This is a genomic window from Bradyrhizobium sp. MI1.3 (assembly GCF_055811695.1).
Window position 1 is genome coordinate 84,920 of record NZ_JBVVPQ010000018.1, and the last position, 24,738, is coordinate 109,657.

The 24,738-nt window shown below is 64.5% G+C and carries 23 protein-coding genes and 1 pseudogene; 9 read left to right on the plus strand and 15 right to left on the minus strand.

Features of this window, described 5'->3' with window-relative positions:
* Nucleotides 1–61: 61 nt before the first annotated feature.
* A complete protein-coding gene (locus AC0L3A_RS15865; RefSeq protein WP_473254728.1) occupies nt 62–880 on the plus strand; it encodes a CxxCxxCC domain-containing protein in 819 nt (272 codons plus the stop codon).
* A gap of 103 nt (nt 881–983) precedes the next feature.
* The gene (locus AC0L3A_RS15870) at nt 984–2,495 is read left to right on the plus strand and encodes a helicase HerA domain-containing protein (RefSeq protein ID WP_473254729.1); all 1,512 of its coding nucleotides are present in this window, start codon (nt 984–986) and stop codon (nt 2,493–2,495) included.
* Nucleotides 2,496–2,511: 16 nt separating this feature from the next.
* Here AC0L3A_RS15870 and AC0L3A_RS15875 read toward each other — a convergent pair whose 3' ends face one another.
* From AC0L3A_RS15875 to AC0L3A_RS15920, 10 genes are all read right to left on the minus strand, one after another.
* A complete protein-coding gene (locus tag AC0L3A_RS15875; protein ID WP_473254744.1) occupies nt 2,512–3,543 on the minus strand; it encodes a HoxN/HupN/NixA family nickel/cobalt transporter in 1,032 nt (343 codons plus the stop codon).
* A 177-nt stretch (nt 3,544–3,720) separates the two neighbouring features.
* Nucleotides 3,721–4,461 (minus strand): ABC transporter ATP-binding protein, encoded by a 741-nt coding sequence (locus AC0L3A_RS15880; protein ID WP_473254730.1) that lies wholly within the window; start codon nt 4,459–4,461, stop codon nt 3,721–3,723.
* Nucleotides 4,458–5,291: an ABC transporter ATP-binding protein gene (locus AC0L3A_RS15885; RefSeq protein WP_219681517.1), complete on the minus strand. Its 834-nt coding sequence runs from the start codon at nt 5,289–5,291 to the stop codon at nt 4,458–4,460. Before AC0L3A_RS15885 ends, AC0L3A_RS15880 begins: the two co-directional genes overlap by 4 nt.
* Nucleotides 5,291–7,114, minus strand: a complete 1,824-nt coding sequence (locus AC0L3A_RS15890; protein WP_007595943.1) for an ABC transporter permease — start codon at nt 7,112–7,114, stop codon at nt 5,291–5,293. The genes AC0L3A_RS15885 and AC0L3A_RS15890 overlap by 1 nt, the downstream gene beginning before the upstream one ends.
* 13 nt (nt 7,115–7,127) lie before the next feature.
* Nucleotides 7,128–8,285 carry an ABC transporter substrate-binding protein gene (locus tag AC0L3A_RS15895; RefSeq protein ID WP_007595945.1) on the minus strand — a complete coding sequence of 386 codons (1,158 nt, stop codon included), beginning with the start codon at nt 8,283–8,285 and terminating at the stop codon, nt 7,128–7,130.
* A 60-nt stretch (nt 8,286–8,345) separates the two neighbouring features.
* Nucleotides 8,346–8,930 (minus strand): alkylhydroperoxidase domain protein, encoded by a 585-nt coding sequence (locus AC0L3A_RS15900; RefSeq protein WP_007595946.1) that lies wholly within the window; start codon nt 8,928–8,930, stop codon nt 8,346–8,348.
* A 13-nt stretch (nt 8,931–8,943) separates the two neighbouring features.
* Nucleotides 8,944–9,564, minus strand: coding sequence for a CMD domain protein (locus tag AC0L3A_RS15905; protein ID WP_473254745.1), 621 nt, complete (start codon nt 9,562–9,564; stop codon nt 8,944–8,946).
* A gap of 49 nt (nt 9,565–9,613) precedes the next feature.
* The gene (locus AC0L3A_RS15910) at nt 9,614–10,645 is read right to left on the minus strand and encodes a putative FMN-dependent luciferase-like monooxygenase (RefSeq protein WP_473254731.1); all 1,032 of its coding nucleotides are present in this window, start codon (nt 10,643–10,645) and stop codon (nt 9,614–9,616) included.
* A gap of 131 nt (nt 10,646–10,776) precedes the next feature.
* Nucleotides 10,777–11,571: a MetQ/NlpA family ABC transporter substrate-binding protein gene (locus AC0L3A_RS15915; RefSeq protein ID WP_473254732.1), complete on the minus strand. Its 795-nt coding sequence runs from the start codon at nt 11,569–11,571 to the stop codon at nt 10,777–10,779.
* A 291-nt stretch (nt 11,572–11,862) separates the two neighbouring features.
* Nucleotides 11,863–13,308, minus strand: a complete 1,446-nt coding sequence (locus AC0L3A_RS15920) for an MATE family efflux transporter (protein WP_007595950.1) — start codon at nt 13,306–13,308, stop codon at nt 11,863–11,865.
* Between the two features lie 136 nt (nt 13,309–13,444).
* On the opposite strand from AC0L3A_RS15920, the gene AC0L3A_RS15925 reads away from it, so the two are divergent.
* A complete protein-coding gene (locus tag AC0L3A_RS15925; RefSeq protein WP_035993465.1) occupies nt 13,445–14,029 on the plus strand; it encodes a TetR family transcriptional regulator in 585 nt (194 codons plus the stop codon).
* Between the two features lie 195 nt (nt 14,030–14,224).
* A complete protein-coding gene (locus tag AC0L3A_RS15930; RefSeq protein WP_473254733.1) occupies nt 14,225–16,012 on the plus strand; it encodes a peptide ABC transporter substrate-binding protein in 1,788 nt (595 codons plus the stop codon).
* A gap of 38 nt (nt 16,013–16,050) precedes the next feature.
* Here AC0L3A_RS15930 and AC0L3A_RS15935 read toward each other — a convergent pair whose 3' ends face one another.
* The 3 genes from AC0L3A_RS15935 to AC0L3A_RS15945 all read right to left on the minus strand — a co-directional run bounded on the left by AC0L3A_RS15935 (nt 16,051) and on the right by AC0L3A_RS15945 (nt 17,072).
* Nucleotides 16,051–16,236: a hypothetical protein gene (locus AC0L3A_RS15935; RefSeq protein WP_007595953.1), complete on the minus strand. Its 186-nt coding sequence runs from the start codon at nt 16,234–16,236 to the stop codon at nt 16,051–16,053.
* Nucleotides 16,237–16,572: 336 nt separating this feature from the next.
* Nucleotides 16,573–16,800 carry a hypothetical protein gene (locus AC0L3A_RS15940; RefSeq protein WP_354127223.1) on the minus strand — a complete coding sequence of 76 codons (228 nt, stop codon included), beginning with the start codon at nt 16,798–16,800 and terminating at the stop codon, nt 16,573–16,575.
* A gap of 77 nt (nt 16,801–16,877) precedes the next feature.
* Nucleotides 16,878–17,072: a hypothetical protein gene (locus AC0L3A_RS15945; RefSeq protein ID WP_027519884.1), complete on the minus strand. Its 195-nt coding sequence runs from the start codon at nt 17,070–17,072 to the stop codon at nt 16,878–16,880.
* A gap of 115 nt (nt 17,073–17,187) precedes the next feature.
* Here AC0L3A_RS15945 and AC0L3A_RS15950 point away from each other — a divergent pair.
* Nucleotides 17,188–17,301: pseudogene (locus AC0L3A_RS15950) on the plus strand (DUF892 family protein); the annotation flags it as partial.
* 76 nt (nt 17,302–17,377) lie between these two features.
* Here AC0L3A_RS15950 and AC0L3A_RS15955 read toward each other — a convergent pair.
* Together AC0L3A_RS15955 and treZ are read right to left on the minus strand one after the other, a co-directional pair.
* Nucleotides 17,378–18,235, minus strand: coding sequence for a glucose 1-dehydrogenase (locus AC0L3A_RS15955; RefSeq protein WP_473254734.1), 858 nt, complete (start codon nt 18,233–18,235; stop codon nt 17,378–17,380).
* 63 nt (nt 18,236–18,298) lie between these two features.
* Entirely contained in the window at nt 18,299–20,110 is a 1,812-nt protein-coding gene (gene treZ, locus AC0L3A_RS15960; RefSeq protein ID WP_473254735.1) for a malto-oligosyltrehalose trehalohydrolase, read from the minus strand.
* A gap of 276 nt (nt 20,111–20,386) precedes the next feature.
* On the opposite strand from treZ, the gene AC0L3A_RS15965 reads away from it, so the two are divergent.
* The 4 genes from AC0L3A_RS15965 (at nt 20,387) to AC0L3A_RS15980 (ending at nt 24,737) form a co-directional block, all read left to right on the plus strand.
* On the plus strand, nt 20,387–20,668 hold the full coding sequence (locus AC0L3A_RS15965; protein WP_354127220.1) for a DUF3606 domain-containing protein: 282 nt from the start codon (nt 20,387–20,389) through the stop codon (nt 20,666–20,668).
* Between the two features lie 19 nt (nt 20,669–20,687).
* A complete protein-coding gene (gene glgX / locus AC0L3A_RS15970) occupies nt 20,688–22,925 on the plus strand; it encodes a glycogen debranching protein GlgX (RefSeq protein WP_473254736.1) in 2,238 nt (745 codons plus the stop codon).
* Nucleotides 22,926–23,029: 104 nt separating this feature from the next.
* Entirely contained in the window at nt 23,030–23,323 is a 294-nt protein-coding gene (locus AC0L3A_RS15975; RefSeq protein ID WP_007595967.1) for a hypothetical protein, read from the plus strand.
* A gap of 142 nt (nt 23,324–23,465) precedes the next feature.
* Nucleotides 23,466–24,737 (plus strand): DUF892 family protein, encoded by a 1,272-nt coding sequence (locus AC0L3A_RS15980; protein WP_007595978.1) that lies wholly within the window; start codon nt 23,466–23,468, stop codon nt 24,735–24,737.
* The last annotated feature ends 1 nt before the right edge of the window (nt 24,738 follow it).

The window sequence follows — 24,738 nt, forward strand, 5'->3', positions numbered from 1 at the left end:
AGACACGGTTTGCAGTCCCCGCGTTCGGATCCAGACAAGAAAAATCGAAGAAAAAGAAGCAATGGACCAGGCGATGCTGAGCGTCGTCCGCGCAGTAGAGGCAGGCGCGACGACGATGAAGGGCGTGATCGACGCCACCGGACTGTCCCGTCTCAAAATCGAACGTGCGTTGAACGCGCTGGAGAAGCAGAAGTTGCTGGTCCGCGACGGCCAGGGTTTTCGCGGAACCGGCCCGACCAGGATAGCCCAGCCTGCCCGGCAATGCGGCTCGTGCAATGCCTGCTGCGACATCCTCGAAGTCGCCGCCGTCGACAAGCCGGTGAACCAGCTGTGCAAGCATTGGCAGACGGGCACGGGTTGCACCATCTACGAGCGCCGTCCCCAGATGTGCCGTTCATTCGTCTGCGCCTGGCTGCAAGGCCATCTCGACGACCACTGGTTTCCCGCGAAGTCGGGCATCATCGTGCATTTCAGCCAGGACGCCGTCAACGTCACCGTCGATGATCATTGCCCTGATCGCTGGCGCGAGGAGCCCTATTTCAGCAAGCTCGCCGAATGGTCGCTGAACGGCATCAAGCGAATCGGAAATCGCGGCTACGCGACGCTCGTCGTCTCCGGCGCCGACCGGTTCCTGCTGCTCGGGCGCACCGTCGTTCCCGAGCCAACGCTGTTCGGCACTGCGTTCATGCCGCTCACCGCCGACACATTTCGATTCTGGCGGGCGACATCCCCGGAGCATCTGCAGCGGCTGCACGAGCGTATCGCCGAGATCGAGCGGATCAGGCAGGAATTCGGCTCCTGCGCCATTCCTTTCGATGAGGACGACGATCCGCAAGCGCCCTATCGGCCCGCACTCCTACGGCAATCGAATCACGCCTGAACTCCGCCGTGGGCAACAACGCATGATTTCCGCCATGGTGCTCGACGCGCCGCGACCGGGTTGTTAAGTCCCTGTCCGCGAATGATAGGACTTGAGTCGGGACATGACGGTTGCAATCGAGATGGGGCAGACCACGGCGGGCGCTGTGGCCGCCATGGACCTCGAGGAACTGCTGGCGACCCGCCTCCTGGTGCAGGGCAATTCCGGCTCCGGCAAATCGCATCTGCTACGGCGGTTGCTGGAGCAGAGCGCACCCTGGGTGCAGCAGGCCATCATCGATCCCGAAGGCGATTTCGTCTCGCTGGCGGAGCATTTCGGCCATCTCGTGATCGAGGCCGAGGATCACACCGAACGCGGCCTTCAGGTTGCCGGCGAGCGCGCGCGGCTGCATCGCGTCTCCACCGTGCTCAATCTCGAAGGGCTCGACGCCGAAAGCCAGATGCGCCGCGCCGCGGCCTTCCTCGGCGGGCTGTTCGACGTGGACCGCGACCATTGGTATCCGATGCTGGTGGTCGTCGACGAGGCGCAGCTGTTTGCGCCTGCGGTCGCGGGCGAAGTCTCGGACGAAGCGCGAAAGCTTTCGCTCGGCGCGATGACCAATCTGATGTGCCGCGGCCGCAAGCGCGGGCTCGCCGGGATCATCGCGACCCAGCGGCTGGCAAAGCTCGCCAAGAACGTCGCGGCGGAAGCGTCCAACTTCCTGATGGGCCGCACCTTCCTCGACATCGACATGGCGCGCGCCGCCGACCTGCTCGGCATGGAGCGGCGGCAGGCCGAATCGTTTCGCGATCTCGAACGCGGACAATTCATGGCGCTCGGCCCCGCGCTGTCGCGACGGCCCCTGCGTTTGAATATCGGCACGACCGAAACCCAGCCGCGCAATTCCACGCCGCGGCTGATGCCGATGCCCGAAGCCGCACTCGAAAACATGCGCGCCGTGATCCTGGCCGCGCCGCCCCCCGATGCCAGCCGGCCGCAGCGCCGGCCCGCGCCCGATCTGCTCGAGCAGCTCCGCGCCGCGAAGGCTGCGGCACCGGAGATCGGGCCCGAAATGATCGAGGTTCCGGTCAGCGCCGAGGAGCTCGCCGAACGGCGCGAGCGCGTGGATCGGACCCTTCGTGCCGTGCTCGCCGCGCCCGACGCCGGTTTCCGCGCGGTAGGCGTGCTGTACCAGGAGTTCGTGGTCCGCTGCCGCATCGAGGGCCTCGGCTCGGCGGTGCCCGACCTCACCGAATTCCGCCGCATGCTGACGCGCGCACGCGCCGGGCTCGGCGCCGAGCATGCCGAGGACGACGCCTGGCAGGATGTGTCGCTCCGCGCCTCGATCCTGCCCGACGACATGCAGGGCGTGTTCATGATGATCGCGCGCGCGGCGAAAGAAGGCTGGCCGTGTCCCGGCGACGCCGCCATCGCCCGCGCCTACGGCTCGCACTCCCTGCGCCGGGCGCAGCGCCTGCTCGGCTACATGGAAGAGCAGGGTCTGATCGTCTGCCAGCTCGACGGCGCCGGCCGCCGGATCGTGACGCTGGTAGAACTGGCCTGGGCCACCGCGCCGGGCGATCCCAATGCTGATGATTTACCCGCGGAGCAGGCTCCGAGCGCGGCTTCGGCTTGAGCCAGCGGATTGTCGATCAGGCCGCTTCGGTGACATCGGCGCCGATCAGCGCATCGGCCGCGCGCCGCCGCTCAACTGCAAACATGCGCCGATAGAGCACGACTGAGACGAGCCAGGCGACCGCGAACAGCGCGACCACGGCGAAGCCGACATTGGCGAGCGAGTCGTTGAGCGCGTCGACCAGTGCCCACGCGCCGCCGGACAGGCCGAGCCGGTCCGCGATCAGCCCGAGCGCCTCGATTCCCCCGATCAACAGCGCCACCGCCACGGAAGCTCCTGTGATCGTGAGGTTGTACCAGAGCTTTCGCAGCGGATCGACGAAGGCCCAGCGATAGGCGCTCACCATCAGCGCGGAGTCGGCGGTATCGACCAGCGCCATGCCCGACGCGAACAGCGCGGGGAAAACGAGAACATCGGCAAACGAAGCGCCGCGCGCGGCTTCGCTGGCGGAGATGCTGAGCAGACCGATTTCGGTTGCGGTGTCGAAGCCGAGCCCAAACAAAAAGCCGAGCGGATACATGTGCCAGGGTTTCGTCACCAGGCGGAACATCGGGCCGAGCAGCCGCGCCAGGAGACCGCGACTGGCGAGCAGGGCGTCGAGGCCCTCGGCGTCGTGAATGCCCTGCTCCCGTGCGGTGCGAAACGTCCGCCACAGGCCGGCGAAGATGACGAGATTGATGGCCGCGATCACCAGCAGGAATAGCGCCGAGACCGACGTGCCGATGAAGCCGCCGATCTCCTTGAGCAGGCTGTCGCCACCCAGGGTCACGACGCCGAGCGCGAGCAGCATGGTCGCGACCACGACGATCGTGGAATGGCCGAGCGCGAAATAGAGACCGACGCTGCGCGGCGCGCCGCCGGCCTGCATCTGCTTGCGCACGACATTGTCGATGGCCGCGATGTGGTCGGCATCGACGGCGTGGCGCAGGCCGAACACCCAGGCGAGCAGCGCGGTCGCCATCACCGTCGGCCGGTCACCGAACGCCGCGAAGGCCCAGGCCCACGCCCCGATGTTGGCCGCGATCAACCCGCCGAACAGCAGCACCATCCCGGGCTCGACCGCCCGCAAAGATAATCTCGTCACGTCAATCATTCGGTCCACTGCGCACGCCCATCGCACGAGCGGTATGATCTTTTCATAAGGTGGTCATACTGGCCAGACTCGACTTCCACCCGATGATCGCATATGCGGATTTGCGGGAGGGAGGAGACGACAGCGGACCCCTTACGCGGCCTCGGAGCCGCCGAGATAGGCATCGCGGATGCGGGGATCGTCCTTCAGCGCGCGGGCGGAGCCGGAGAGAACGATCTTGCCGGTCTGGAGCACATAGGCCTCGTGCGCGATCTCGAGCGCGAGGCTGGCGTTCTGCTCGACCATGAAGACCGAGACGCCCTCCTGGTTGATGGTGCGGATCAGCTCCAGCACGCGGTCCACGTAAAGCGGCGACAGGCCCATGGTCGGCTCGTCCATCACGATCATCCTGGGACGGCTCATCAGCGCGCGCGCCATCGCGACCATCTGCTGCTCGCCGCCCGAGAGCGAGCCGGCGCGCTGCGACAGCCGCTGGCCGAGCTTCGGGAACAGCGTGAGCATCTTGTCGAGATCCTGCGCGATCGCCTCGCGGTCGTTGCGCACGAACGCACCCATCAGGATGTTCTCGCGCACGCTCATGTCGGCGAACAGCCGTCGCGCCTCCGGCACCGAGGCGATGCCGCGGCGGACGATCTGCGGCGTGGTAAGTCCGAGCAGCGAGGCACCGTCGAAAGTCACCTCGCCCGAGCGCGGCTTCACCAGGCCCAAAATGATCTTCATCGTGGTCGATTTGCCGCTGGCATTGCCGCCGAGCAGGCAGACGATGTGGCCGCGCGGAACTGATATCGACAGGTCGAAATGCACCTGGGCCTGACCGTAGAAGGTGTTGACGTCGGTGAGCGTCAGCAGCGCATCGGAAGGCGGGTTCGTCATGCCGCGCTCTCCTGCTTCGTCGTCAGGCCGTGGCCGAGATAGGCCTCGATCACCTTGGGATCGCCGCGCACCTGTTCACCCGGGCCTTCCGCGATTTTCTTGCCCTCGTCCATGACGATGACGCGATCGGACAGGCGCATCACCATTTCGAGCTTGTGCTCGATCAGCAAGATCGTCAGCCCTTCGGCTTTCAGCTCGGCGACGAGCCCCTGCATCTCCGTGGTTTCGGTTGGATTCATGCCGGCGGTCGGCTCGTCGAGCAGCAGCAGGCGCGGCCTCAAGGCGAGCGCACGGGCGATCTCGACGCGGCGGCGGTTGGCGTAAGAGAGACTGTAGGCGGGCTGGTCGATGCGCGGCAGCAGCCGCTCACCGAAGCGCGCGAGAATGACCTTCACCTCCTCGCGCAGCCGCTCCTCCTCGGCCTTGACGCTGGCGGGGCGCAGCAGCGCCAGACCCAGTTCCAGCAGCGGGCCGATCAGCGGCACGGCCGGCTTGACGGCACGCAGCCGCGTATGGGCGCCGATCAAGACGTTGTCCATGACGCTGAGATTGCCAAACACGCGACCGAGCTGGAACGTGCGCGCGATGCCTTCGGCGGCGAGCCGTTCCGGCGAGAGACCCGTGATGTCCTGACCTTCGAAGCGAACCGTCCCGGCGTCCGGCAGGTCAAGCCCGGTCACCAGATTGAACAGCGTCGTCTTGCCGGCCCCGTTCGGGCCGATGATGCTGATCAGTTCGCCTTTGGCGAGATCGAGATCGATGGCGTCGACGGCGGTGAGGCCGCCGAAACGCCGCGTCAGACCGCGCAGGGACAGCATGGTCGTGCTCATCACATCGTCCCCAACAGGCCCTGCGGCCTGAACCGCACCAGCAGCAGCAGCACGATGCCGTAGATCAGGATGCGATACTCCGCCGCAATGCGGAACACTTCCGGCAGGCCGACCAGCGCGACCGCCCCGAGAATCGCTCCGACGACATTGCCGAGGCCGCCGAGGATCACCACAGTCAGCGCCAGGATGGATTGCTGGGTGTTGAAGGTCTCGTGGTTGATGTAGGAATAGAGATGCGCGGCGATGCCGCCGCTGACGCCGGCGGCAAAGCCGCCGAAGATGAAGGCCAGCGATTTGTAGCGATTCAGGCTGAGCCCATAGGCGCGCGCGGCGATGTCGTCGTCGCGGATGGCGCGAAAGCTGCGGCCGAGATGCGAGCCGAGCAGGCGTCCCTGCAGCAGCGCCAGCACGACCATCACGATGAAGCTGAACCAGTAGATCGAAATCGGGCTGACCAGCTCATAGCCAAACAGCGACAGCGGCGGAATGCCGGAGATGCCGATCGGCCCGCGCGTGACGCTCTCCCAGTTCAGGATCACCAGCGAGACGATCTCGCCGATCGCGAGCGTCGCGATCGACACATAATGCCCGCGCAGCCGGAACGACGGCGAGATCAGCGCCGTGCCCAGCGCCGCACTCATCAGGCCGCCGCCGATGATGGCAAGGCCAACCGGGACGGCGAACGTGAGCGACAGCAGCGCGGAGGTGTAGGCGCCGATCGCGAGCAGCGCGGCGTGCCCGAGCGAAACCTGGCCGATCGTGCCTGCCACCAGGGTGAGGCTCAGCGCGAGCATGCCGAGCAGCCAGGCGTTGATCAGGGTCTGGAGCACGTAGAACGACACCGGCAACAGCGGCAGGATCGCGAAGACGGCGGTCGCGATCAGCAGAGCCCAGCGCGGAATACGCACCGGGCGGCTCGGCGCAATGAAAGTGCCGGTGAGCGGCTCGGGCGGCGCCTGCCGTGCGCTGGCGAACAGGCCGTTCGGGCGCAGCACGAGCACCACGACCAGCAGCAGGAATGCGAACAGATTGCGGTAGCTGGTGCCGAACACGGCGACGCCATAGCTCTCGACCAGTCCGAGCAGCAGGCTGCCGATCACCGCGCCCGGCACGTTGCCGGCGCCGCCGACGACTTCGGCAACGACGCCCTTGAGCGTCGCCTGCAGGCTCATCGCGGTGTCGATCTGGTTGTAATACATGCCGACCAGCAGGCCGGAAACGCCGCCGAGCGCAGCCGCAATGCCGAACACCGCCTGATTGACGCGATTGACGTCGACGCCCATCTGCATCGCGGCGTCGCGGTCCTGCGCGGTGGCACGCACGGCCCAGCCGAGCTTGCTGTAGCGCAGGAACACGAACAGCAGCAACGCGCTGGTGAGGCCGACACCGGCGATGAGGAGATCGAGCGGTCCGATCGTGCCGCCGCCGATCTGGAAGCGGATATCCGGCAACTGGCTCGGCAGCGCGCGCGGATTGGGCGAGAAGGTCAGCATCACGAGCTGATCGAGCACGAAGCTGATGCCGATCGTCGCCAGCAGCGGCGCGATGCGCACCGAGTTCTGCAGCGGACGCAGGCCGAACCGTTCGATGATCAGGCCGACCAGCGCTGCCGCCACCGCGACCACGATGATGGTGAGCGGCAGCGGCGTGTGCAGCTGCACCACCGCGACCCAGCCGATATAGGCGCCGACGAGGTAGATCGACCCTTGCGCAAAGTTGATCAGCCGGCTGACGCCGAAAATCAGCGCGAGCCCGACCGCAACGAGGGCGTAGACGTTACCGACGATCAGCCCGTTGATCGTGTAGTCGAGCCAGGAAGACACGCAGGAGATCCCCTCAGGTCGGCTTGCCGTCCCAGAGGGCGAACTGGCCCTTGCGCACGACGAGCTCGGCGTTCATGGCGCCCTTGACGCGCCGGCTCTCGACGTCGAACGTCGCTTTGCCGAAGATCACGCTCGAGACGTCCTTGACTTTCGTGAAGGCGTCGCGGATCGCACGCCGGTCGGTGCCGCCGATCTTCACCACGGCGGCGGCCATGTTCATCGCGTCATAGGCGTAAGCGTTGAACGCGTCGGGCTCCACCCCGTTGTACTTCTTCTTGAAGCCCGCGATGAACGTCTGCACCTCGGGGCGCGGGTCTTCCGGGAAGTAGCGCGTGCCGACGTGGACGTCCTCGACGGCCTCGCCGCCGAGCTCCAGGAATTTCGGCGAGTAGACCGAGCTTGCGGCGCAGATCACCTGCTTCAGCCCGACCTGGCGTGCCTGCCGCGCGATCAGCGCACCGTCGGAATAATAGGAGATCAGGATCAGCCCGTCCGGATTGGCGTCGCGGACCCGCACCAGCGTGGAGCGGAAGTCGCGCTCCTCCGCAATGTAGCCTTCGGTGACGGCGATTTCGGCGCCGTGTTCTTTCGCGGCCTTGACGAAATAGTCGCGGCTGGTCCGGCCCCAATCGGTGTTGAGGTGCAGCACGGCGAGCTTCTTCAGGCCGAGACGCTTCACGGCATAAGCCGCCAGCAGCGGCTGCTCGTCAGCCTGGCTGACGGAGGTGCTCCACATGAAGTCGCCGCCCTTGGTGAAATCGGGATGCGAATTGGTGAACCCGAACTGCACCAGCCCGCCGCGCTGATAGATCGGCGAGGCCGCCATCGAGGCGGGGCTGGAGAAGTCGCCGAGCTCCATGACAATCCTGGGATCGGAGACGAACTTCTGGGCGATCGCCACCGACTGGCGCGGGTCGCTCTGGCTGTCCTCGAAACTATAGGCGAGCTTGCGGCCGTTGATGCCGCCCGCTGCCTGGATCTCGTCCAGCGCGAGATCAAAGCCCTGCTTCCACTGCGTGCCATATTGCGCGTTCGGCCCGGTCAGCGGACCGCTGACGCCCAGCAAGATCGGCTCGGACGATTGCGCAAGCGCGGCGCGCGAGAAGGCTGCTCCCGCCATCATGGCGGCAAGCGAGCCCTTGACCAGGGTACGACGATCGATGTTGCTCATGGACGGCTCCATCCTGTCAGGTGTTGAAACAACCAGCAATTTCCATGCCGGTGAGGTTGGCTATTTCGAGGGCTCGCCGAGCGACAGCATCAGCCGGTTCGCCCAGTTGAAGAACGACGCGCCGTTGATGACGTCGACGATCTCGGCATCGTCGAGACCGGCGCAGCGCAGCTCATCGATATTGTCGGGGCCGAACGCGATCGGCGTCGCAGCCAGCGCCACCGAGGCCTTGACGACCGCATTCCAGCGCTCGCCGAGATCGGCGCCGACGCCCTCCTCGAGCAGCCGCTGCACATCGTCGCGGCGCTTGGAATAAGTGCTGGCGAAACGCGCATGCACGGAGGCGCAGTAGATGCAGCCGTTGTAGCGCGAGGTCGCAGCCGCTGCGAGCTCGCGCTCGGCGCGCGGCAGGCCGTCGGCAACGTTGTAGAAGATGTCCTTGTCAGTCTTGGTGCGGGCTTCCAGCACCTCGGGATCGCGCACCAGCAGTCGAAAATATTCGGACTTGGAACGGGAGCGATCGACGAGGCCGGCGAAATGCCGCTCGGTCAGCTCGGCTTCGGGCAGCGGATCGATCCACGACACCCAGCCCAGTTCATCCTGGGTGAAGACGACGGGCGGATTGACGTTGTTTGCAGCGCTCATGATTGCGATCTCCTTAGGCGCCGGCCGCAGCGTTTGCGCTGCCAAGCGAGGCGCCGAGCACGCGCAGTCCGGTGACGACGCGCACCTGGAACGACAGGAACGCAACGAGCTGAGAAAACGTGACGATGCCGGTGTTCGACCAGCCGGCGGCGAGCAGCGCCTTCATGTCGGCCACGGCCGCATCGCGCGGGCGGAACACCAGCAGATGCGCATGCTCGAATGCCGCAATGAGCCGGGCGCCGAGCTCGGGCTTGCGCTCGGCGCTGACGCGGTAGGCCAAGCCGGCCTTGTTCTCGACCGACAGCGGCCCGGCCGGAAAGGCGCCGTAAGGGCCCGAAGTCTCGCCCCGCGCGATTTCAGCCTCGATTGCCTCAATCAGGCGCGCACCGGCGATCGCAGTTAACTTCGCCCGATAGAAGGCAGCTACAGTCGGCTCGCGGTGAAGACCGATCACGAAGAACGCGACTGCCGCCCGCTCGACAAGCGAGACATCACCGGCATCGATCGGCTCGAACAAAGAGAGATAGCTCTTCTGCGCGTTGTCGCGCGCCTGCAGGCGGCGCGCGCGAATGGCGTCGAGGGACGAACCCGGTTCGATCCCGGCGAGCGTGTCGATGATATCTTTCGTAGCCATCATTCAGCCTCTTGCACCTGGTGCAACGCGATTCCGTTCATTCCGACTATCACGCCAGCGCCACATCCGCCGCCGTCCGCGCCCAGCCCAGCGCCGGCGCGACCTTCTCCGCGACCAGCTCGATCGAGCGCAGGATATGGGGATGCGGGGCATCGACCGAATGCGCCTGGAAGACGAGATCGGTCACCCGCTCCAGCGTGGCGTCGCTGCGGAGCGAGGCGATCACGTCGTCGGCCGCCCCGACATGGGTGTCGAACGCCGCGATCATTTCCTCGAGCGTCTCGCCCGGCTTGGCGTGGCCGCCCTTGAGGAATTGCGGCAGCGCGCGCCGCAGCCCGATATCGGCAAGGCGCATCGCCTCAGCGCGGTCGTCGGCGACGAAGACGGTGCGCGAAGCCATAATGCGGGGTTCGCGTCCCGGCGGCAGTGCTTCGAGGTAGGCATCGATGACCGGATTTTGAATCTCGGCCAGCGTTGCCTTCGGCGCCTCCTTGGTTCGAGGTTGGGTGCGCGACAACAACAGGCCGTCGCCCGCCTTGCCGGCACGCGCGCCGCCCGCGACAGAGAACGTCGCCTGCCAGATCCGGTTGTCCAATTGCGGCCGCTGCGGATAGAGCGTGTCGCCACCGTCGAGCGGCTTGCCCGTCAGCGCCGTGCGGACGATTTCCAGATTGCGCGCAAAGATCTCGTTGCGCTGGGCGCTGTCGAGGCCGAAGGCGGCAAAGGCCGAGGGATTGCCGCCGGTGCCGACACCGAGCTCGAAGCGACCGTTGCAGAGCAGATCGAGCACCGCGGCGTCCTCCGCCACCCTCACCGCATTCTCCAGCGGCAAGGTGACGATGCCGGTGCCGAGCCGGATGCGCGAGGTTTGGGCTGCGACGTAGCCGAGAAAGGTGAAGGGGGACGGCAGACCGCCCTCGCGCTCGTGGAAATGGTGCTGCGCGATCCACGCGGAATCGAGGCCCGCCTTCTCGGCGCGCACGATCTGCTCGGCCGCGAAGCGATATCGATCGGCGGGCGGGGCCTCGTCGAGAAGCCGTGTGAAAAACCCCAGGCGTTTCAGGTTTGCTAAGCGTTTCATACGACCCCTGTCGGACGAGGATAGGCCCCGATGATGTCGGTTGCCGCAGCTCCAGACAAGCGGGCATTGCGCAGGGCTCGTACGCTGCCCGCCGGGATCGCCCTGAGCTGAACTTTGGCTGGGCAGACTGCCTACCAGCTCGGCAGTACCGCGCCCTTGAACTTGGTCAGGACGAACTCCTTCACCTCCGCCGTGTGATAGCTGTCTACCAGCACCTTGACCCAGGGCTTGTCCTTGTCGGCCGTGCGAACGGCGATGAGATTGACGTAGGGACCCTTCGGGTCCTCGCGCAGGATCGGATCCTTGACGGGATCGAGGCCCGCCTGGGTTGCATAATTGGTGTTGATCGCGGCGGCGTCGACGTCGTCGAGCGCGCGCGGCGCCTGCGCCGCGTCGACCTCGATGAACTTCAGCTTCTTTGGATTCTCGGCGATATCAAGCACCGTCGGCTTGAAGCCCGTGCCGTCCTTCAGCTTGATCACGCCCTTGTCGCGCAGCAGCAGCAGCACGCGGCCGCCATTAGTCGGATCGTTCGGGATCGAGACCTTGCCGCCCTCGGGGATGTCGGCGAATGCCTTGTGCTTCTTGGAATAGACACCGATCGGGAAATTCACGGTCAAGCCGACGGCTTCGATCTTGTAGCCACGGTCCGCCTTCTGGTTGTCCAGGTAAGGCTGGTTTTGGAACGAATTGGCCTGGATCTCGCCGGCATCGAGCGCGGCATTCGGCACGACGTAGTCGGAGAATTCGATGAGCTGGATGTCGAGACCGTGCTGGGCGGCGATCGGCTTCACGGCCTCGAAAATCTGGGCGTGCGGCCCCGGCGTCACGCCGATCTTGATGGTCTCGGCCGAGGCGCCCGCCGACCATACGACGAGGACGGCAGAAAGGATCAGGGGGAGGCGAAACGACATCTTGGTCTCCATGATCTTGGTCTCCATGACTCAGCGGCAACGACTGGAACCGTATTCGCTTCTCTATGTGGCGAAATCAATGAAATGGAAATCCATATTGGATGCCGGCAGCGGCAGACACCTTCTCAATTCGATACCAATCGGGAAACGAATTCACAGAGATTAGGAATGCTCTGCGCAATCGTGACGGGCATCACGGCGCAACGACAGCCGGGGAGCGAAATGGCGGCGAGATAGCAGCAGGCAATCCAGCCGGGATTTCGGTGCTGGTTGTCGGTGTTGCCAGCATCAGATGATTTGCGCCTACTCGGACCGCCAGGTCGACGGCGACAGCATGATCAGGACGCAGATCACGGCATAGGCGGCGAGCGATGCCGTCACCATGGTGGCGAGCCCCGCCATGCCGGCGCCGAAGCTTGCCACCGCGATCCAGCCGCCGCCGGCCGCGATCAGGATGCGCGCGACCGAAGACGCGAGCGGGCCGATGGCGCGGCCGGTGCCTTGCACGGCGAACGACGTCACGAAGCCGAAGCCGAGTGCGACATAGGCCGGCGCGACGATGCGCAAGTAGGTCATGCCTTCGCCCACCACCTCGGCATCGTGACTGAAGAGATTGAGCCAGGCCGTCGGGAAGATCGCCACCAAAAGGCCGATCGTGCCGGTCATAACCATGCCGACAACGCCGCTGATCCAGCCAATGCGACGTGCCCGCGCCGTCTGTCCCGCGCCCATGTTGACGCCGACCATCGTTAGCGTCGCGGTGCTGATGCCGAACAGCAGCGGGATCATGATGTAGTCGAGCCGCGAGGCGATGCCGTAGCCGGCGAGCGCGGAGGTGCCGAACAGGCCGACCGCGCCGGTGACGAGAATGACGGTGAGATTGGTCAGCACCGCATTGAAGGCGGTGGGAATGCCGACCTTCAGCATGTCACCGAAGATTTTTGCGCGGAGCGGCACGATGTGCAGCTTGAGGCCGGTCGCGCCTGAGGCCATGTAGCGCAGCAGAAACAGCATCGCCGCGCCGTAATAGAGCCCGAAGGCGATGCCCGCGCCGCCGATGCCGAACCGCGGGATCGGTCCCAGACCGAAGATCAGCGCCGGCGACACCGGAATCGTCACGATCGCGCCGACCAGCGTCACCAGCGCGGGCACCTTGACATTGCCCGCGCCGCGTAGCGCCGCCGCCTGGAGATTGACGATCCAGACCGGGATGGCGCCGGCGAACAGATAGTTGGAATAGGTGGTGGCCGCAGCGAGGGCACCGTCGGCGCCGCCAAGGGCGCGGTAGAGATGCGGACCGCCGACGATGACGCCGAGCGTGAACACGCCGCCGGCAATCATCGCGAGCACCACGGCATGAAACAACGCGGCTTCGGCATCGTCGCGGCGGCCGGCACCGACCGCGCGCGCGACCGAGGAGGCAACGCCGCTGCCGAAGCCGCCATTCGACATCATGGTCATCAGCATGAAGATCGGGAACACGAGCGCCGCACCGGCCAGCGCATCGGTGCCGAGGAAGCCGACATAATAGGCTTCCGCGATGTTGACCGCGGTTTGCGCCACCAGGACGGTCACGGTCGGCAGCGCGAGCCGGAGCAGCGTCGGCAGGATCGGCGCCGTCAGCAGCGCTGCGCGCCGCTGCTCGGCCGCGCCTGGTGTTGATGCCGCCACTTGGCGGAGCGGAGCGGTGGCGCGAGCCACGATCTGCGGGGCGGACAAGGCCGGCGCGGCGGCATCCTCGACTGACATGGGTTCGATCCCTGGGGTCCCGAAGGGCCGCCGCCGATCGGCCGCCCATTGCATTATGTTCATAATGTATTATTATGATCATAATGCAATGGGCCCGGCCTCACGATTTTGTGGCGGGGTCGCGCAGGAGGCGGGATTGGCGCGCTACGACAAGGGACACAGGGACACGACGCGGCGGCACATCATCGACGTCGCCTCTTCGCAGTTCCGCGAGAGCGGCATCGCCGCGGTCGGCCTCGCCGGCATCATGGCGGAAGCGGGCCTGACCAACGGCGCCTTCTACACGCATTTCGCTTCCAAGGAGGATCTGGTACGCGCGGTGCTGATCGACGCCCTGGAGCGGCGCGAGCAGAGGCACAAGGACAATCTTGCAAACGGCGTCGCGCTCGAGGCAACGATCCGCGACTACCTCTCCCCGCGCCATCGCGACCGCGCGGGCGCCGGTTGCCCGACCGCAGCCCTTGTCGCCGAAATCGCCCGACATCCCAAGGCGACGCGTGATGCCTTCACCGAGAAGACGTCGGAGATCATCGCGCTGATGGCGGCGCAGATGCCGGAAGGTCCGGTTGCGGAGCGTCGACGACGCGCGATTTCGGTCTACGCAACCATGGTCGGCGCGCTGCAATTGTCGCGCGCGGTGAGCGACAGGCAATTGTCGGAGGAAATTCTCGAGAACGCGGTTGGAGCTGCGCTGGCGCTTGCGAATGGGCGGTTCCCCTAGCTCGCATTGGATCGCCGCCTTGGGTCTCTCGCGCGGCGATCCAGCTAGCGCCCCTTGGCAGCCATAGCTGCCGTCCCCTACGTTCGTCATTTCGCCGCAGGGTTTTCTCACCCTGTCGGCATTGCCGCCTCGCCCGTGATGAAACATGATGGGCCTTGGCCGGTGACGACTTGTCTGTGAAGTGGGGATCATCCGATGAACGAGAACGAAATCCGCAAGTCCATCGCTGAGGTGAAGCAAGGCAAGCTATCGCGACGTTCGTTCATGCAGACGATGGCTGCGATCGGGATCGCAGCGCCGGTCGCGAGCCAGATCCTGGTCTGGAATGACATGGCGATGGCGGACGCCACGCTGCCTTACAAGCCGACCGAGGCCGGCGGCGGCGGCCCGCTCAAGATCCTGCTCTGGCAGGCCCCGACGCTGCTCAATCCGCATTTCGCGCTCGGCACCAAGGACCAGATCGCCTCGCGCGTCTTCTTCGAGCCGCTCGCCGGCTGGGACAAGGAGGGCAACCTCGTCCCCTGCCTCGCGGCCGAGGCTCCATCCAAGCAGAACGGCGGCCTTTCGCCGGACGGCCTGAGCGTGACCTGGAAACTGAAACAGGGCGTGAGGTGGCATGACGGCAAGCCCTTCACTGCCGACGATGTCGTCTTCACCTGGCAATACGCCTCGGATCTCGCGACCGCGGCGTACACCACGGGTTCCTACAAGGACATCACGGTCGAGAAGATCGACGACCACACCATCAAGGTGCTGTTCAAGGCGCCGACGCCGTTCTGGGCCGATCCCTTCGTCGGCTCGGTCGGTCCGATCCTGCCGAAGCATCATTTCGGCGATTATGTCGGCGCGAAGTCGCGCGAAGCGCCCGGCAATCTGAAGCCGGTCGGCACTGGTCCCTACAAATTCGTCGAGTTCAAGCCGGGCGACCTGATCCGGGCCGAACGCAATCCCGACTATCACGTCAAGAACCAGCCGCATTTCGACACGCTCGAAATCAAGGGCGGCGGCGATGCGGTATCCGCGGCGCGCGCCGTGCTGCAGACCGGCGAATATGACTACGCCTGGAACATGCAAGTGGAGGAGGAGGTCCTCAAACGCATGGAGGCCAGCGGCAAGGGCAAGCTCGACGTCACGCCGTCAGGCAATGTCGAGTTCATCATCCTCAACACGACCGATCCGTGGACCGAGGTGGACGGCGAGCGCTCCAGCCCCAAGACCAAGCACCCGACGCTGTCCGATCCCGCCGTTCGCCGCGCGATGAACTTGCTGATCGACCGCGAGTCGATCCAGAAGTTCATTTACGGGCGCGGCGGCGTCGCCACCGCGAGCTTCGTCAACGCACCCAAACAGTTCAAGTCGGCCAAGCTGAAATACGAGTTCGACGTCGACAAGGCCAACAAGGTCCTGGATGACGCCGGCTGGGCAAAGGGCGCGGACGGCATCCGCGAGAAGGACGGCAAGAAGCTCAAATTCGTCTTCCAGACTTCGACCAATGCGCCGCGTCAGAAGACGCAAGCCATCATCAAGCAGGCCTGCCAGAAGGCCGGCATCGAGATCGAAATCAAGGCGGTCACGGCATCGGTGTTCTTCTCGTCCGACGTCGGCAACCCCGACACCTACTCGAAGTTCTATGCCGACATGGAGATGTACAACACCACGCAGCCGCAGCCCGACCCGGAGCGCTTCCTGAACCAGTGCGTCTCCTGGGAGATTTCCAACAAGGACAACAAATGGCTCGGCCGCAACGTCTCGCGCTGGTCCGATCCCGAGGCCGACAAGGCCTACAAGGCCGCCCAGAACGAGCTCGATCCGGTCAAGCGGGCCGCGCTGCTGATCAAGGTCGACGAAACTTTTTGCGAGGCCAACGTGTTCCTGCCGCTTCTATCCCGCAACATCGTCAACGCAGGGGTCAACAATCTCATGGTCGACATGTCAGGCTGGGACGTCACGACCTGGAATCTGGCGAGTTGGTACCGCAGCTGACGCTTTCCAGCTCAATTGCCAGTTCAATCCTTGCGAGCTCAATCCCTGCCGGCGAATTGACGGTCGAGGTTTGACGCAGTGTCTGCGCTTCTCAGCCGCTTCATCAGCTCATCCCGCTCCTTGCCGTCGGGCAACGCCTCGGCCTTTTCGCGGATGGTCCTGGTGAACTCTGCAAGCCGCTCTTGAAGCGTGGTGGTTTGCTGAACGCGACGCCGCCTGTGCACGATCGGGTCTCCATGTCATGGCACCATGCGGTGCCTTTCCGCATGGCCGATGATAAGAGCGAGCGCAGCCATGTCTGCATCAAATGATATAGTTCAAGCCATTTGGTGCCGACGCCCTCTGTGCACATGTGAACAGTCGGAGCTGCCTTCAGCTGCCGGTCCGGAACGAAAATGACGGCTGTTACATTGACGCGGCGAGACAGCACGGACGCGCCATGGGCAAGATATTGATCAGCACTGCCGTCGTAAGCCTGGCGCTCATCATTGCCTTCGCGGTCTATGTCATCACTCTGTGAATTGCCGACAGCAGAAGCCAATGATGGTGCGGCTCGGACATCACCCGCGCGCGCAGCAATCGACCAACAGGTCCCAGATCCGCTGCGCCTCGGCCGGCTTGCGGGCTTCGAGCCCCTTCTCCGGGTCGGACTGCGAGTGGCCCGCCACCGGGTGCGTTTCACGCGGCACGATCCATCTCTGGGAGATCGGGTCGTACCATTTTCCGATCATCATTTCAGTCACGCCGATCGACTCACCGATTTGATCCTGGGCGGAGCTACGGCTCACGGGCTTCGTCCAATCCCATTCGCCGCGCCTCGCCCATTTTACAAATCGGCTTCTTGCCCGATCGTTCCTGCAACGGCTCAGCCAGGCCGCGCCGGATGAAGCGTACGGGGATGCCGCTCGTGCAGCAGTCGCGCGAGCTCTTCCCGCTCCGCTGGCCGTCCCTTCATGGCGGTCTCGAACAGCGCTTCCTGGATGTCGCGGGGCATGTCACCCCAGACGTCCATCGCCGCTCGTCCGAGCAGGCTCGCAAGATGATCCGCTCCATCGCTCATTCGGCTCTCCTGATCTGGTCACGGGAATGGAACAGCTGCAGCTGTGCGGCGTTCCAGTTCCATCATTGACAAGGAGACGTCGTTTACGGGATTCTTCACCAAGGACATCAAATCGATGGAAGACCTGCTGCTGCACGGGCTGCAGGATATCTATTACGCGGAACAGCAGATCCTCAAGGCGCTGCCGAAGATGATCGATAAGGCGACAAACAAGGACCTCGTCGCCGGTCGAGGCGTACTGGTGAAGACATGCTGGGCGTGGCGGCCCTGCTCGCAGGGCTGCCACGTTCTCGTCGCACGTTCGGTCAGATGAACGGCTTGCCGCCGGTGACCGCCAGGGTCGCTCCCGATGTGTAGCTCGAGAGCGGATCGGCGAGCATGACATAGGCTGTCGCGAGTTCGGCCGGCTGGCCGGCCCGTTGCATCGGCACCTGCTTGCCGAAGTTCTTCACAGTGTCCTCCGCCATCGTCGACGGAATCAGCGGCGTCCAGATCGGACCCGGGGCGACCGCATTGACCCGAATGCCTTTGCTCGCCAGCATCTGGGCGAGCCCACCGGTAAAATTCTGAATGGCGCCCTTGGTCGTGGCATAGGCCAGCAAAGTCGGATTCGGCATGTCGGAGTTCACCGACGCGGTGTTGATGATCGCCGCTCCCGGGCGCATGTGGGGGACCGCAGCCTTGGTGAGATAGAACATGGCGTGGATATTGGTCTCGAACGTCCGCTGCCATTCCTCGTCCCTGATGTCAGCGATCTCCTTGAACGTGTCCTGATGCGCCGCGTTGTTGACGAGGATGTCTATTGCGCCGAACGCCTCGACGGTGCGCTGGATGATCGCGCGGCAATGATCGGGATTGCGGATGTCGCCGGGGATCAGGACGACCTTGCGTCCTGCGCGCTCCACCAGCGTCTTGACCTCGGCGGCATCCTCGTCCTCGTTCAAATAGGCGATGACGATGTCGGCACCTTCCCTGGCATAGGCGATCGCGACCGCGCGGCCGATGCCGCTGTCGCCTCCGGTGATAATTGCCTTCTTTCCGGTCAGGCGCCCGGCGCCCCTGTAACTTTCCTCGCCATGATCCGGTCGCGGGTTCATCGCGCGCGTCGAACCGGGCATCGATTGCTGCTGCGGCGGGAAAGGCGGCTTTGGATATTCGGTCATGAAGCGGCTCCAGAGATTTACTCCGCTAACGGAAAGCTTTCGGAAGCGTTCCTCGCTGTTCCATCACGCCTCGTGGCCAAGCCTTACGATGATGTCGCTCCGCAACAGGGCTGGCGCGTCGGCGGCGCCCAATCGCCATAGGCTCTCGCCCGCAACCAGCGCCGGCATGGGCAGTTCGCCGTCCGCGAAATTGGCGACGATCTGCAAGATGTCTCCGTTCGCCGTCCGCCAACGGGCATCCAGGCCGCCCTTACGCTGGTTCTCCCCCAGCAACTTGCAATGAGCCGAAAGGAAACCCCGTTTGATCAGCGGAACGATCTTCTCGCGCCGTATCTTCAGCAATCGGGATGTTAGGCTGCGAAACCTGGCGCTGGCGGGAGAGCGGTCGATGCCGATCCAGTCGAGCTTCGATGCCGCGAAGGTTTTTTCATCGCACGGATCCGGAATCCTGGCGCGTATGTCGGGCGTCGAGAACGCCTTGAAGTGCGCGAACTCCTTACGCCGCCCTTCCCGTGTCAGCTCGGCAGCTTCGCCGGACCAGTCTGCGAAAAACAGGAACGGTGTCTCGGCCGCGGCTTCCTCACCCATGAACAACATCGGAATGTGCGGATTCAAGAGAACCAGCGCCATGGCCTGATCCAGTTTCTCCGGACCGACCAGCGCGGAAAGCCGCTCCCCGAGCGCGCGATTGCCGATCTGGTCGTGGTTCTGGGCGAAGAAGATGGTGGCCTCAGGTGGCAGATGCGCGCTCGGCTCGCCGCGCGGTTCGTCATGCAGCGGAAAGACTTCGCCCTGATAGGCAAAGCCCTCGGTGAGCGCTCGCGCGAGATGTTCAAGCGGCCTGGCTGCGAAGGCGCGATAGTAGCCTTCGTCCTCACCCGTCAAGAGGACGTGGAGCGCGTTGTGAAAATCATCGCCCCATTGCGCGTCATAGAGCCGGGTTCGCCCTTGAGCACGGTCGAGCAGGCGGGCCTGATTGGCCTCGTTCTCCAGCATCAGATGCACGCGTCGGCCCGGCAGCTGACTGCGAACCGTCTCGGCAAGCTCGATCAGGAAATGGCGGTCGGAATCGTCCTTGAGCGCGTGAACCGCATCGAGCCGCAAGCCGTCGAACCCGTAGTCGCGCAGCCACATCAACGCGTTCTCGATCAGGAACTCGCGCACGAACGCGCCGTCGTGTCCCTCGAGGTTGACGGCAGGGCCCCAGCCGGTGCTATGGCGCGTGGTGAAGAAGCTTTCCGCATAGAGGTGCAGATAGTTCAGCTGCGGCCCGAAATGGTTATAGACCACATCGAGGTAGACCAATATGTCGAGGGCATGCGCCGCGCGTAGCAGCCGCTTGAGGTCTTCCGGCCTGCCGTAGCGTGCATTTGGCGCATTCAGCAGCACGCCGTCATAGCCCCAATTGTGCCGGCCGGGGACGTCATTGAGCGGCATCAGCTCGATTGCGGTGATGCCGAGATCGCGCAGATAGGGCAACTTCTTCTCGACGCCGGCATAGGTGCCTTCCTCACCGAAGGTGCCGACATGCAACTCGTAGATCACGGCCTCCGCCCAGGGGCGGCCGGGATAGAGCACCGAGTCCCGGAACGTCGCGGTGTCGATCACCTCGCTCGGCGCCCCGACGTCGTCTGGCTGGAAGAACGAGGCGGGATCGGGAACGACCAGGTCTTCGTTGATCCTGAACTGATAGCGCGTGCCGACATGCGCGGTGGGACTCAACCACTGGTACCAGCCATCGTGGTCGCGCGTCATCCGGAGTGGCGGCCGGCCGGCTTCGAGCAATTCGACCGATTGCGCCGTCGGCGCCCAGAGATTGAAGCAGACCCCGTGATCGAGGCATCGAGGGCCGTGGTGTCGCGCTTGCCCGGCCATTCCCAATCTGTGACTCAAACCTGGTCGCCTTTGCGTGGCTGGAAGTAACAGCACGCTTCGCGAGGCTCGATTTTGCGATCGCTTGAGCATGCTCTGGACGGGAGAAGCCGAGATGGAGGCATTCGTTCCTCAGGCCGGCACCACACTGATGCGCCGTGCGCGTTGTGTGCACTTTTGGGCCGAGGTGCGGCGACGATGGTTGGGGAAGATCACTGTTGCAAACAGGGAACGGAATCGCCTCGGCGACGGTTGCAATTCTACACGGGAGTTTTCGCCATGCGCCGCTCGAAGCCACAGCCGATCCGCAACAAGCTCGATCTTGCCGACCGTACTCAGGTGCGGCTCGTCAGAAAGCGTCTCGGACTGTCAGATGCGGAGTTGACCAGCATCGTCGAGCGGACCGGCAACTCGATTGCGGCCATCAGCAAGGAGGCGGCGCTGCAAAGGGCAACCACGCTGCCCAAGCCGGACGATGTGCCTCCCGCCGCCGCGATCGCTTCGGCGACCGTCGGCGAGCAGGCGACGACGGAAGTGACGGCAATCCCACCAAATTCTTGAACGACTTTTCGGGGCAGCGATGGATCAAACAGTACATCCAGACGACGCCCTGACGCGGGCGGCTTCGCGCCTGCGCCGCTCCCGCATCAGCGAGGGCAAGCCGTTTCCGCTCGGCGCCACCTGGGACGGGCTCGGCGTCAATTTCGCGCTATTTTCGGCCCATGCCACCAAGGTCGAACTCTGCCTGTTCGACGACGACGGCGAGACCGAACTGGAGCGGATCGAACTCCCGGAATATACCGACGAAGTCTGGCATGGCTATTTGCCCGCGGCCCGTCCCGGCACCATCTATGGCTATCGTGTTCACGGCCCCTACGAACCCGACGCGGGACACCGCTTCAATCCCAACAAGCTCGTGCTCGATCCTTACGCCAAGCAGCTGGTCGGCCGGTTGCGCTGGGGACCGGAGCTGTTCGGCTACCAGCTCGACCATGCCGACAAGGATCTCTCCTACGACGAACGCGACAGCGCGCCCTTGATGCAGAAATGCCGCGTCATCGACCCGGCCTTCACCTGGGGCGCCGCGCGCAAGCCGGAAGTGCCATGGGAGCGGACGATCGTCTACGAGATGCACGTCAAGGGTTTTACCCAGCTGCATCCGCTGGTGCCCGACGCAGACCGCGGCACGTTCTCCGGCCTCGCGCATTCGGAGGTCCCGGCCTATCTGCGATCGCTCGGCATCACCAGTGCAGAATTGCTGCCGATCCATGCCTTCGTCGACGACAGCTATTTGGTTGAGAAAGGCCTGCGCAATTACTGGGGCTACAACTCCCTCGCCTTCTTCGCGCCGGAGCCACGTTACCTCAAGACGCCGTTCGCGAACGAATTCAAAGCCATGGTCAACCAGTTCCACGCCCATGGCATCGAGGTCATCCTCGACGTCGTCTACAATCACACCGCTGAAGGAAACGAGCTCGGCCCGACCCTGTCCTTCAAGGGCATCGACAACGCTAGCTATTACCGCCTGCTGCCGGACCAGCAGCGCTACTACATCAACGATACCGGTACAGGGAATACTGTGAACCTGTCGCACCCGCGTGTGCTGCAACTCGTCGCGGATTCCCTGCGCTATTGGGCGACCGAGATGAGGATCGACGGCTTCCGTTTCGACCTCGCCACCATCCTGGCACGGGAGCCCTACGGATTCGACGAAGGCGGCGGCTTTCTCGATGCCTGCCGCCAGGACCCCGTGCTCTCCAGCGTCAAGCTGATCGCCGAGCCTTGGGACATCGGTCCGGGTGGCTATCAGGTCGGCCAGTTTCCGCCGGGATGGGCGGAGTGGAACGACAAGTTCAGGGACACGGTGCGCGCCTTCTGGAAGGGCGACGAGGGATCGATCGCGGACTTCGCCAAGCGCGTGTCCGGATCCGGCGATCTCTTCAACAAGCGCGGCCGCCGGCCGTGGGCCAGCGTCAACTTCGTCACCGCACATGATGGTTTCAATCTCAACGATCTCGTCTCGTACAACGACAAGCACAATGAAGCCAATGGCGAGGACAATCGCGACGGCCACAGCAACAATCACTCCTGGAACTGCGGCGCCGAGGGACCGACGGACGATCCGGACATCATTGCGCTGCGCGAGCGCCAGAAGCGCAATCTGCTGGCAACCATGCTGTTGTCGCACGGCACGCCCATGCTGCTTGCCGGTGACGAATTCGGACACACCCAGCACGGCAACAACAACGCGTACGCCCAGGACAACGACACCACATGGCACGACTGGATGGGCATCACCGCGAACGGCCGCAGCCTGCGCGAATTCACCCGAAAGCTGATCGCCACGCGCAAGGCATTTCCGATTCTCTACCGCAGCCGCTTCCTGGTCGGCTCGCACAATGAAGAGCTGGACGTGAAGGACGTGACGTGGCTCGCGCCGTCCGGAGAGGAAATGACGACGGAGCAGTGGCAGGACGGCAACGCCAAATGTTTCGCTTTGCTGCTCGACGGCCGCGCCCAGGAGACCGGCATCAAGCGCCGCGGCTCGGACGCAACCATGCTGCTGATCTACAATGCTCATCACGACGTCGTCCATTTCACCCTGCCCGCCGTCGCCGAGGGACGCAGCTGGGTCGGGTTGATCGACACCAATCAACCGGAGGGGCAGATGCCCGCGTTCGACTTCGGGCATGTTTATGTGATGACCGGGCGATCCCTCGTGGTGTTCGGTCTCGCCACCGAGAGCATCGCCACCCGCCGCCTGCGCCAGGGCCTGGGAGCGCTGCTCGACGTCGTGGAGGCGCCGCTGCCGGGATAGTCGCCACGATCAGGCGAGCCGATGCTTTCGAGTTGATGACAATAGGGAACGCACGCAGGTCACCGGCGTTCGAGTAGATGGGGCATCAGTCGGAGAACACCGAGATGAAGTTCACAGGTGCCGTTATCCTCGCCGCTCTTGCGCTGCCTGGTGCAGCTTGGGCGCAGGCCAGCAAGCCTGACGTTTCGTCCGCGCCGAGCGCGCAGAATTCGGGTGCCGGCATTGCCGGACAGCCCGGCAACAAGAACGGTCCGGCCGCCAAGCCCGGTGAAACCGTCGGATCAAGTTCGACAAACTCCACCGGCAACACCGCCGTGCAATCGCAGGACCCGGCGCATATTCAGGGCGCACCGGGCAACAAGAGCGGGCCGCCCGCCAAGCGTCCGGACCAACGCTGAGCGAGTACGTCCACAATCCTGCCGATCGTCTTTGAACGACCTGCGCCTGATCGGCGCAGGTCGTTTCGCTAGGAACGAACACTGAAGCCGCCCGTTCGGAAGACATCTTCTTTTCCTGCCCTCCCAATCCGAGAGTCCCGCCATGTATCATCACGTCAAGAAGCTGATGTTCACCGTTCGCGTCGACGAGCCGGATCCGCGCTTCGGCAACATGCTGCTGGAGCAGTTCGGCGGCGCCAATGGCGAGCTCGCCGCCGCGATGCAGTACTCGATCCAGGGATTGAACTGTGAGGATCCCGATCGTAAGGACCTGCTGATGGACATCGGCACCGAGGAGCTCAGTCATCTGGAAGTGGTGGGCACGCTGGCGCGGATGCATCTCAAGCCCTCGAAGTTCGACCGCCAGGCGGCCGAAGCCGATCCCCTCATCGCCATCGCGGGCGGCGGCGGAGTCAATCTGTTCAACTCGCAGGGCAATGCCTGGACCGCCGACTATCTGAAGATCACCGGCGAGCTCGACGTCGATCTGCGCAGCAACATCGCCGCAGAGGCGCGGGCCAAGATCGTCTATGAGCGGCTGATCAATTTCTGCGACGACGCCGGCAGCAAGGACGCGCTGCAGTTCCTGATGACCCGCGAGATCACGCACATGAAGGCGTTCGCGCTGGCGCTCGAGAGCATGGGCAAGCCGGCCTTCAGCATCGGCCGCATCGCCCCGACGCCCGGCCTTGTCGACCAGTTCTTCAACGATTCCACCGGCGCCGGCGACCATGGCGAGATCGACACGCGCGGCCCCTGGAACGAGGGCGGCGACTGGGTCTTCACGGAGTCGCCGGCGATCCAGGCGGGCGAACCGGGTCCGGCCTCGGCCATCGTCACCGAGAGCTCGCCGCCGGCCGACGAAGCGGGTCTCGGCGATCTGCTCATCAACGAGCTGCGCGATATCTTGCATGCCGAGAAGCAATTGACCAAGGCGCTTCCCAAGATGGCGGAGGCCGCCCGCTTCGACCAGTTGCGCGAGCTGTTCGAGCAGCACTTGGCGGAGACCGAAGCACAGGTCGAGCGCATCAACGAATGCTTCGAGATGCTCGGCAAATCCGCCCGCGCCAAGCCCTGCAAGGGCATGATGGGCCTCGTCGAGGAGGGCCAGGAGATCATGGCCGAGGGTGAGGACAAGGAGGACGCGGCGGCCGACCTCGCGCTGATCGGCGCGGCGCAACGCGTCGAGCACTACGAGATCGCAGGCTATACCACGGCGCGCAACCTCGCCCAGCAGCTTCGCCACAGCGCCGTTGTCGCCCTGCTGTCGAAATCACTCGCGGAGGAGGAGAACGCGGATCAGCTCCTCAACCAGGTGGCCCGCTCGCTGATGTCGGTGGCGAAAATGCCCGCGGCAGTCGAGCAGACCGAATGAT

Excerpts from the sequence above, each read along its gene's own strand:
- AC0L3A_RS15865 (WP_473254728.1), top strand. The coding sequence starts at position 62 with ATGGACCAGGCGATGCTGAGCGTCGTCCGCGCAGTAGAGGCAGGCGCG.
- AC0L3A_RS15870 (WP_473254729.1), top strand. The coding sequence starts at position 984 with ATGACGGTTGCAATCGAGATGGGGCAGACCACGGCGGGCGCTGTGGCC.
- AC0L3A_RS15875 (WP_473254744.1), bottom strand. The coding sequence starts at position 3,543 with ATGGTGCTGCTGTTCGGCGGGTTGATCGCGGCCAACATCGGGGCGTGG.
- AC0L3A_RS15880 (WP_473254730.1), bottom strand. The coding sequence starts at position 4,461 with ATGACGAACCCGCCTTCCGATGCGCTGCTGACGCTCACCGACGTCAAC.
- AC0L3A_RS15885 (WP_219681517.1), bottom strand. The coding sequence starts at position 5,291 with ATGAGCACGACCATGCTGTCCCTGCGCGGTCTGACGCGGCGTTTCGGC.
- AC0L3A_RS15895 (WP_007595945.1), bottom strand. The coding sequence starts at position 8,285 with ATGAGCAACATCGATCGTCGTACCCTGGTCAAGGGCTCGCTTGCCGCC.
- AC0L3A_RS15900 (WP_007595946.1), bottom strand. The coding sequence starts at position 8,930 with ATGAGCGCTGCAAACAACGTCAATCCGCCCGTCGTCTTCACCCAGGAT.
- AC0L3A_RS15905 (WP_473254745.1), bottom strand. The coding sequence starts at position 9,564 with ATGGCTACGAAAGATATCATCGACACGCTCGCCGGGATCGAACCGGGT.
- AC0L3A_RS15910 (WP_473254731.1), bottom strand. The coding sequence starts at position 10,645 with ATGAAACGCTTAGCAAACCTGAAACGCCTGGGGTTTTTCACACGGCTT.
- AC0L3A_RS15915 (WP_473254732.1), bottom strand. The coding sequence starts at position 11,571 with ATGGAGACCAAGATGTCGTTTCGCCTCCCCCTGATCCTTTCTGCCGTC.
- AC0L3A_RS15920 (WP_007595950.1), bottom strand. The coding sequence starts at position 13,308 with ATGTCAGTCGAGGATGCCGCCGCGCCGGCCTTGTCCGCCCCGCAGATC.
- AC0L3A_RS15930 (WP_473254733.1), top strand. The coding sequence starts at position 14,225 with ATGAACGAGAACGAAATCCGCAAGTCCATCGCTGAGGTGAAGCAAGGC.
- AC0L3A_RS15945 (WP_027519884.1), bottom strand. The coding sequence starts at position 17,072 with ATGAGCGATGGAGCGGATCATCTTGCGAGCCTGCTCGGACGAGCGGCG.
- AC0L3A_RS15955 (WP_473254734.1), bottom strand. The coding sequence starts at position 18,235 with ATGACCGAATATCCAAAGCCGCCTTTCCCGCCGCAGCAGCAATCGATG.
- treZ (WP_473254735.1), bottom strand. The coding sequence starts at position 20,110 with ATGGCCGGGCAAGCGCGACACCACGGCCCTCGATGCCTCGATCACGGG.
- AC0L3A_RS15965 (WP_354127220.1), top strand. The coding sequence starts at position 20,387 with ATGCGCCGCTCGAAGCCACAGCCGATCCGCAACAAGCTCGATCTTGCC.
- glgX (WP_473254736.1), top strand. The coding sequence starts at position 20,688 with ATGGATCAAACAGTACATCCAGACGACGCCCTGACGCGGGCGGCTTCG.
- AC0L3A_RS15975 (WP_007595967.1), top strand. The coding sequence starts at position 23,030 with ATGAAGTTCACAGGTGCCGTTATCCTCGCCGCTCTTGCGCTGCCTGGT.
- AC0L3A_RS15980 (WP_007595978.1), top strand. The coding sequence starts at position 23,466 with ATGTATCATCACGTCAAGAAGCTGATGTTCACCGTTCGCGTCGACGAG.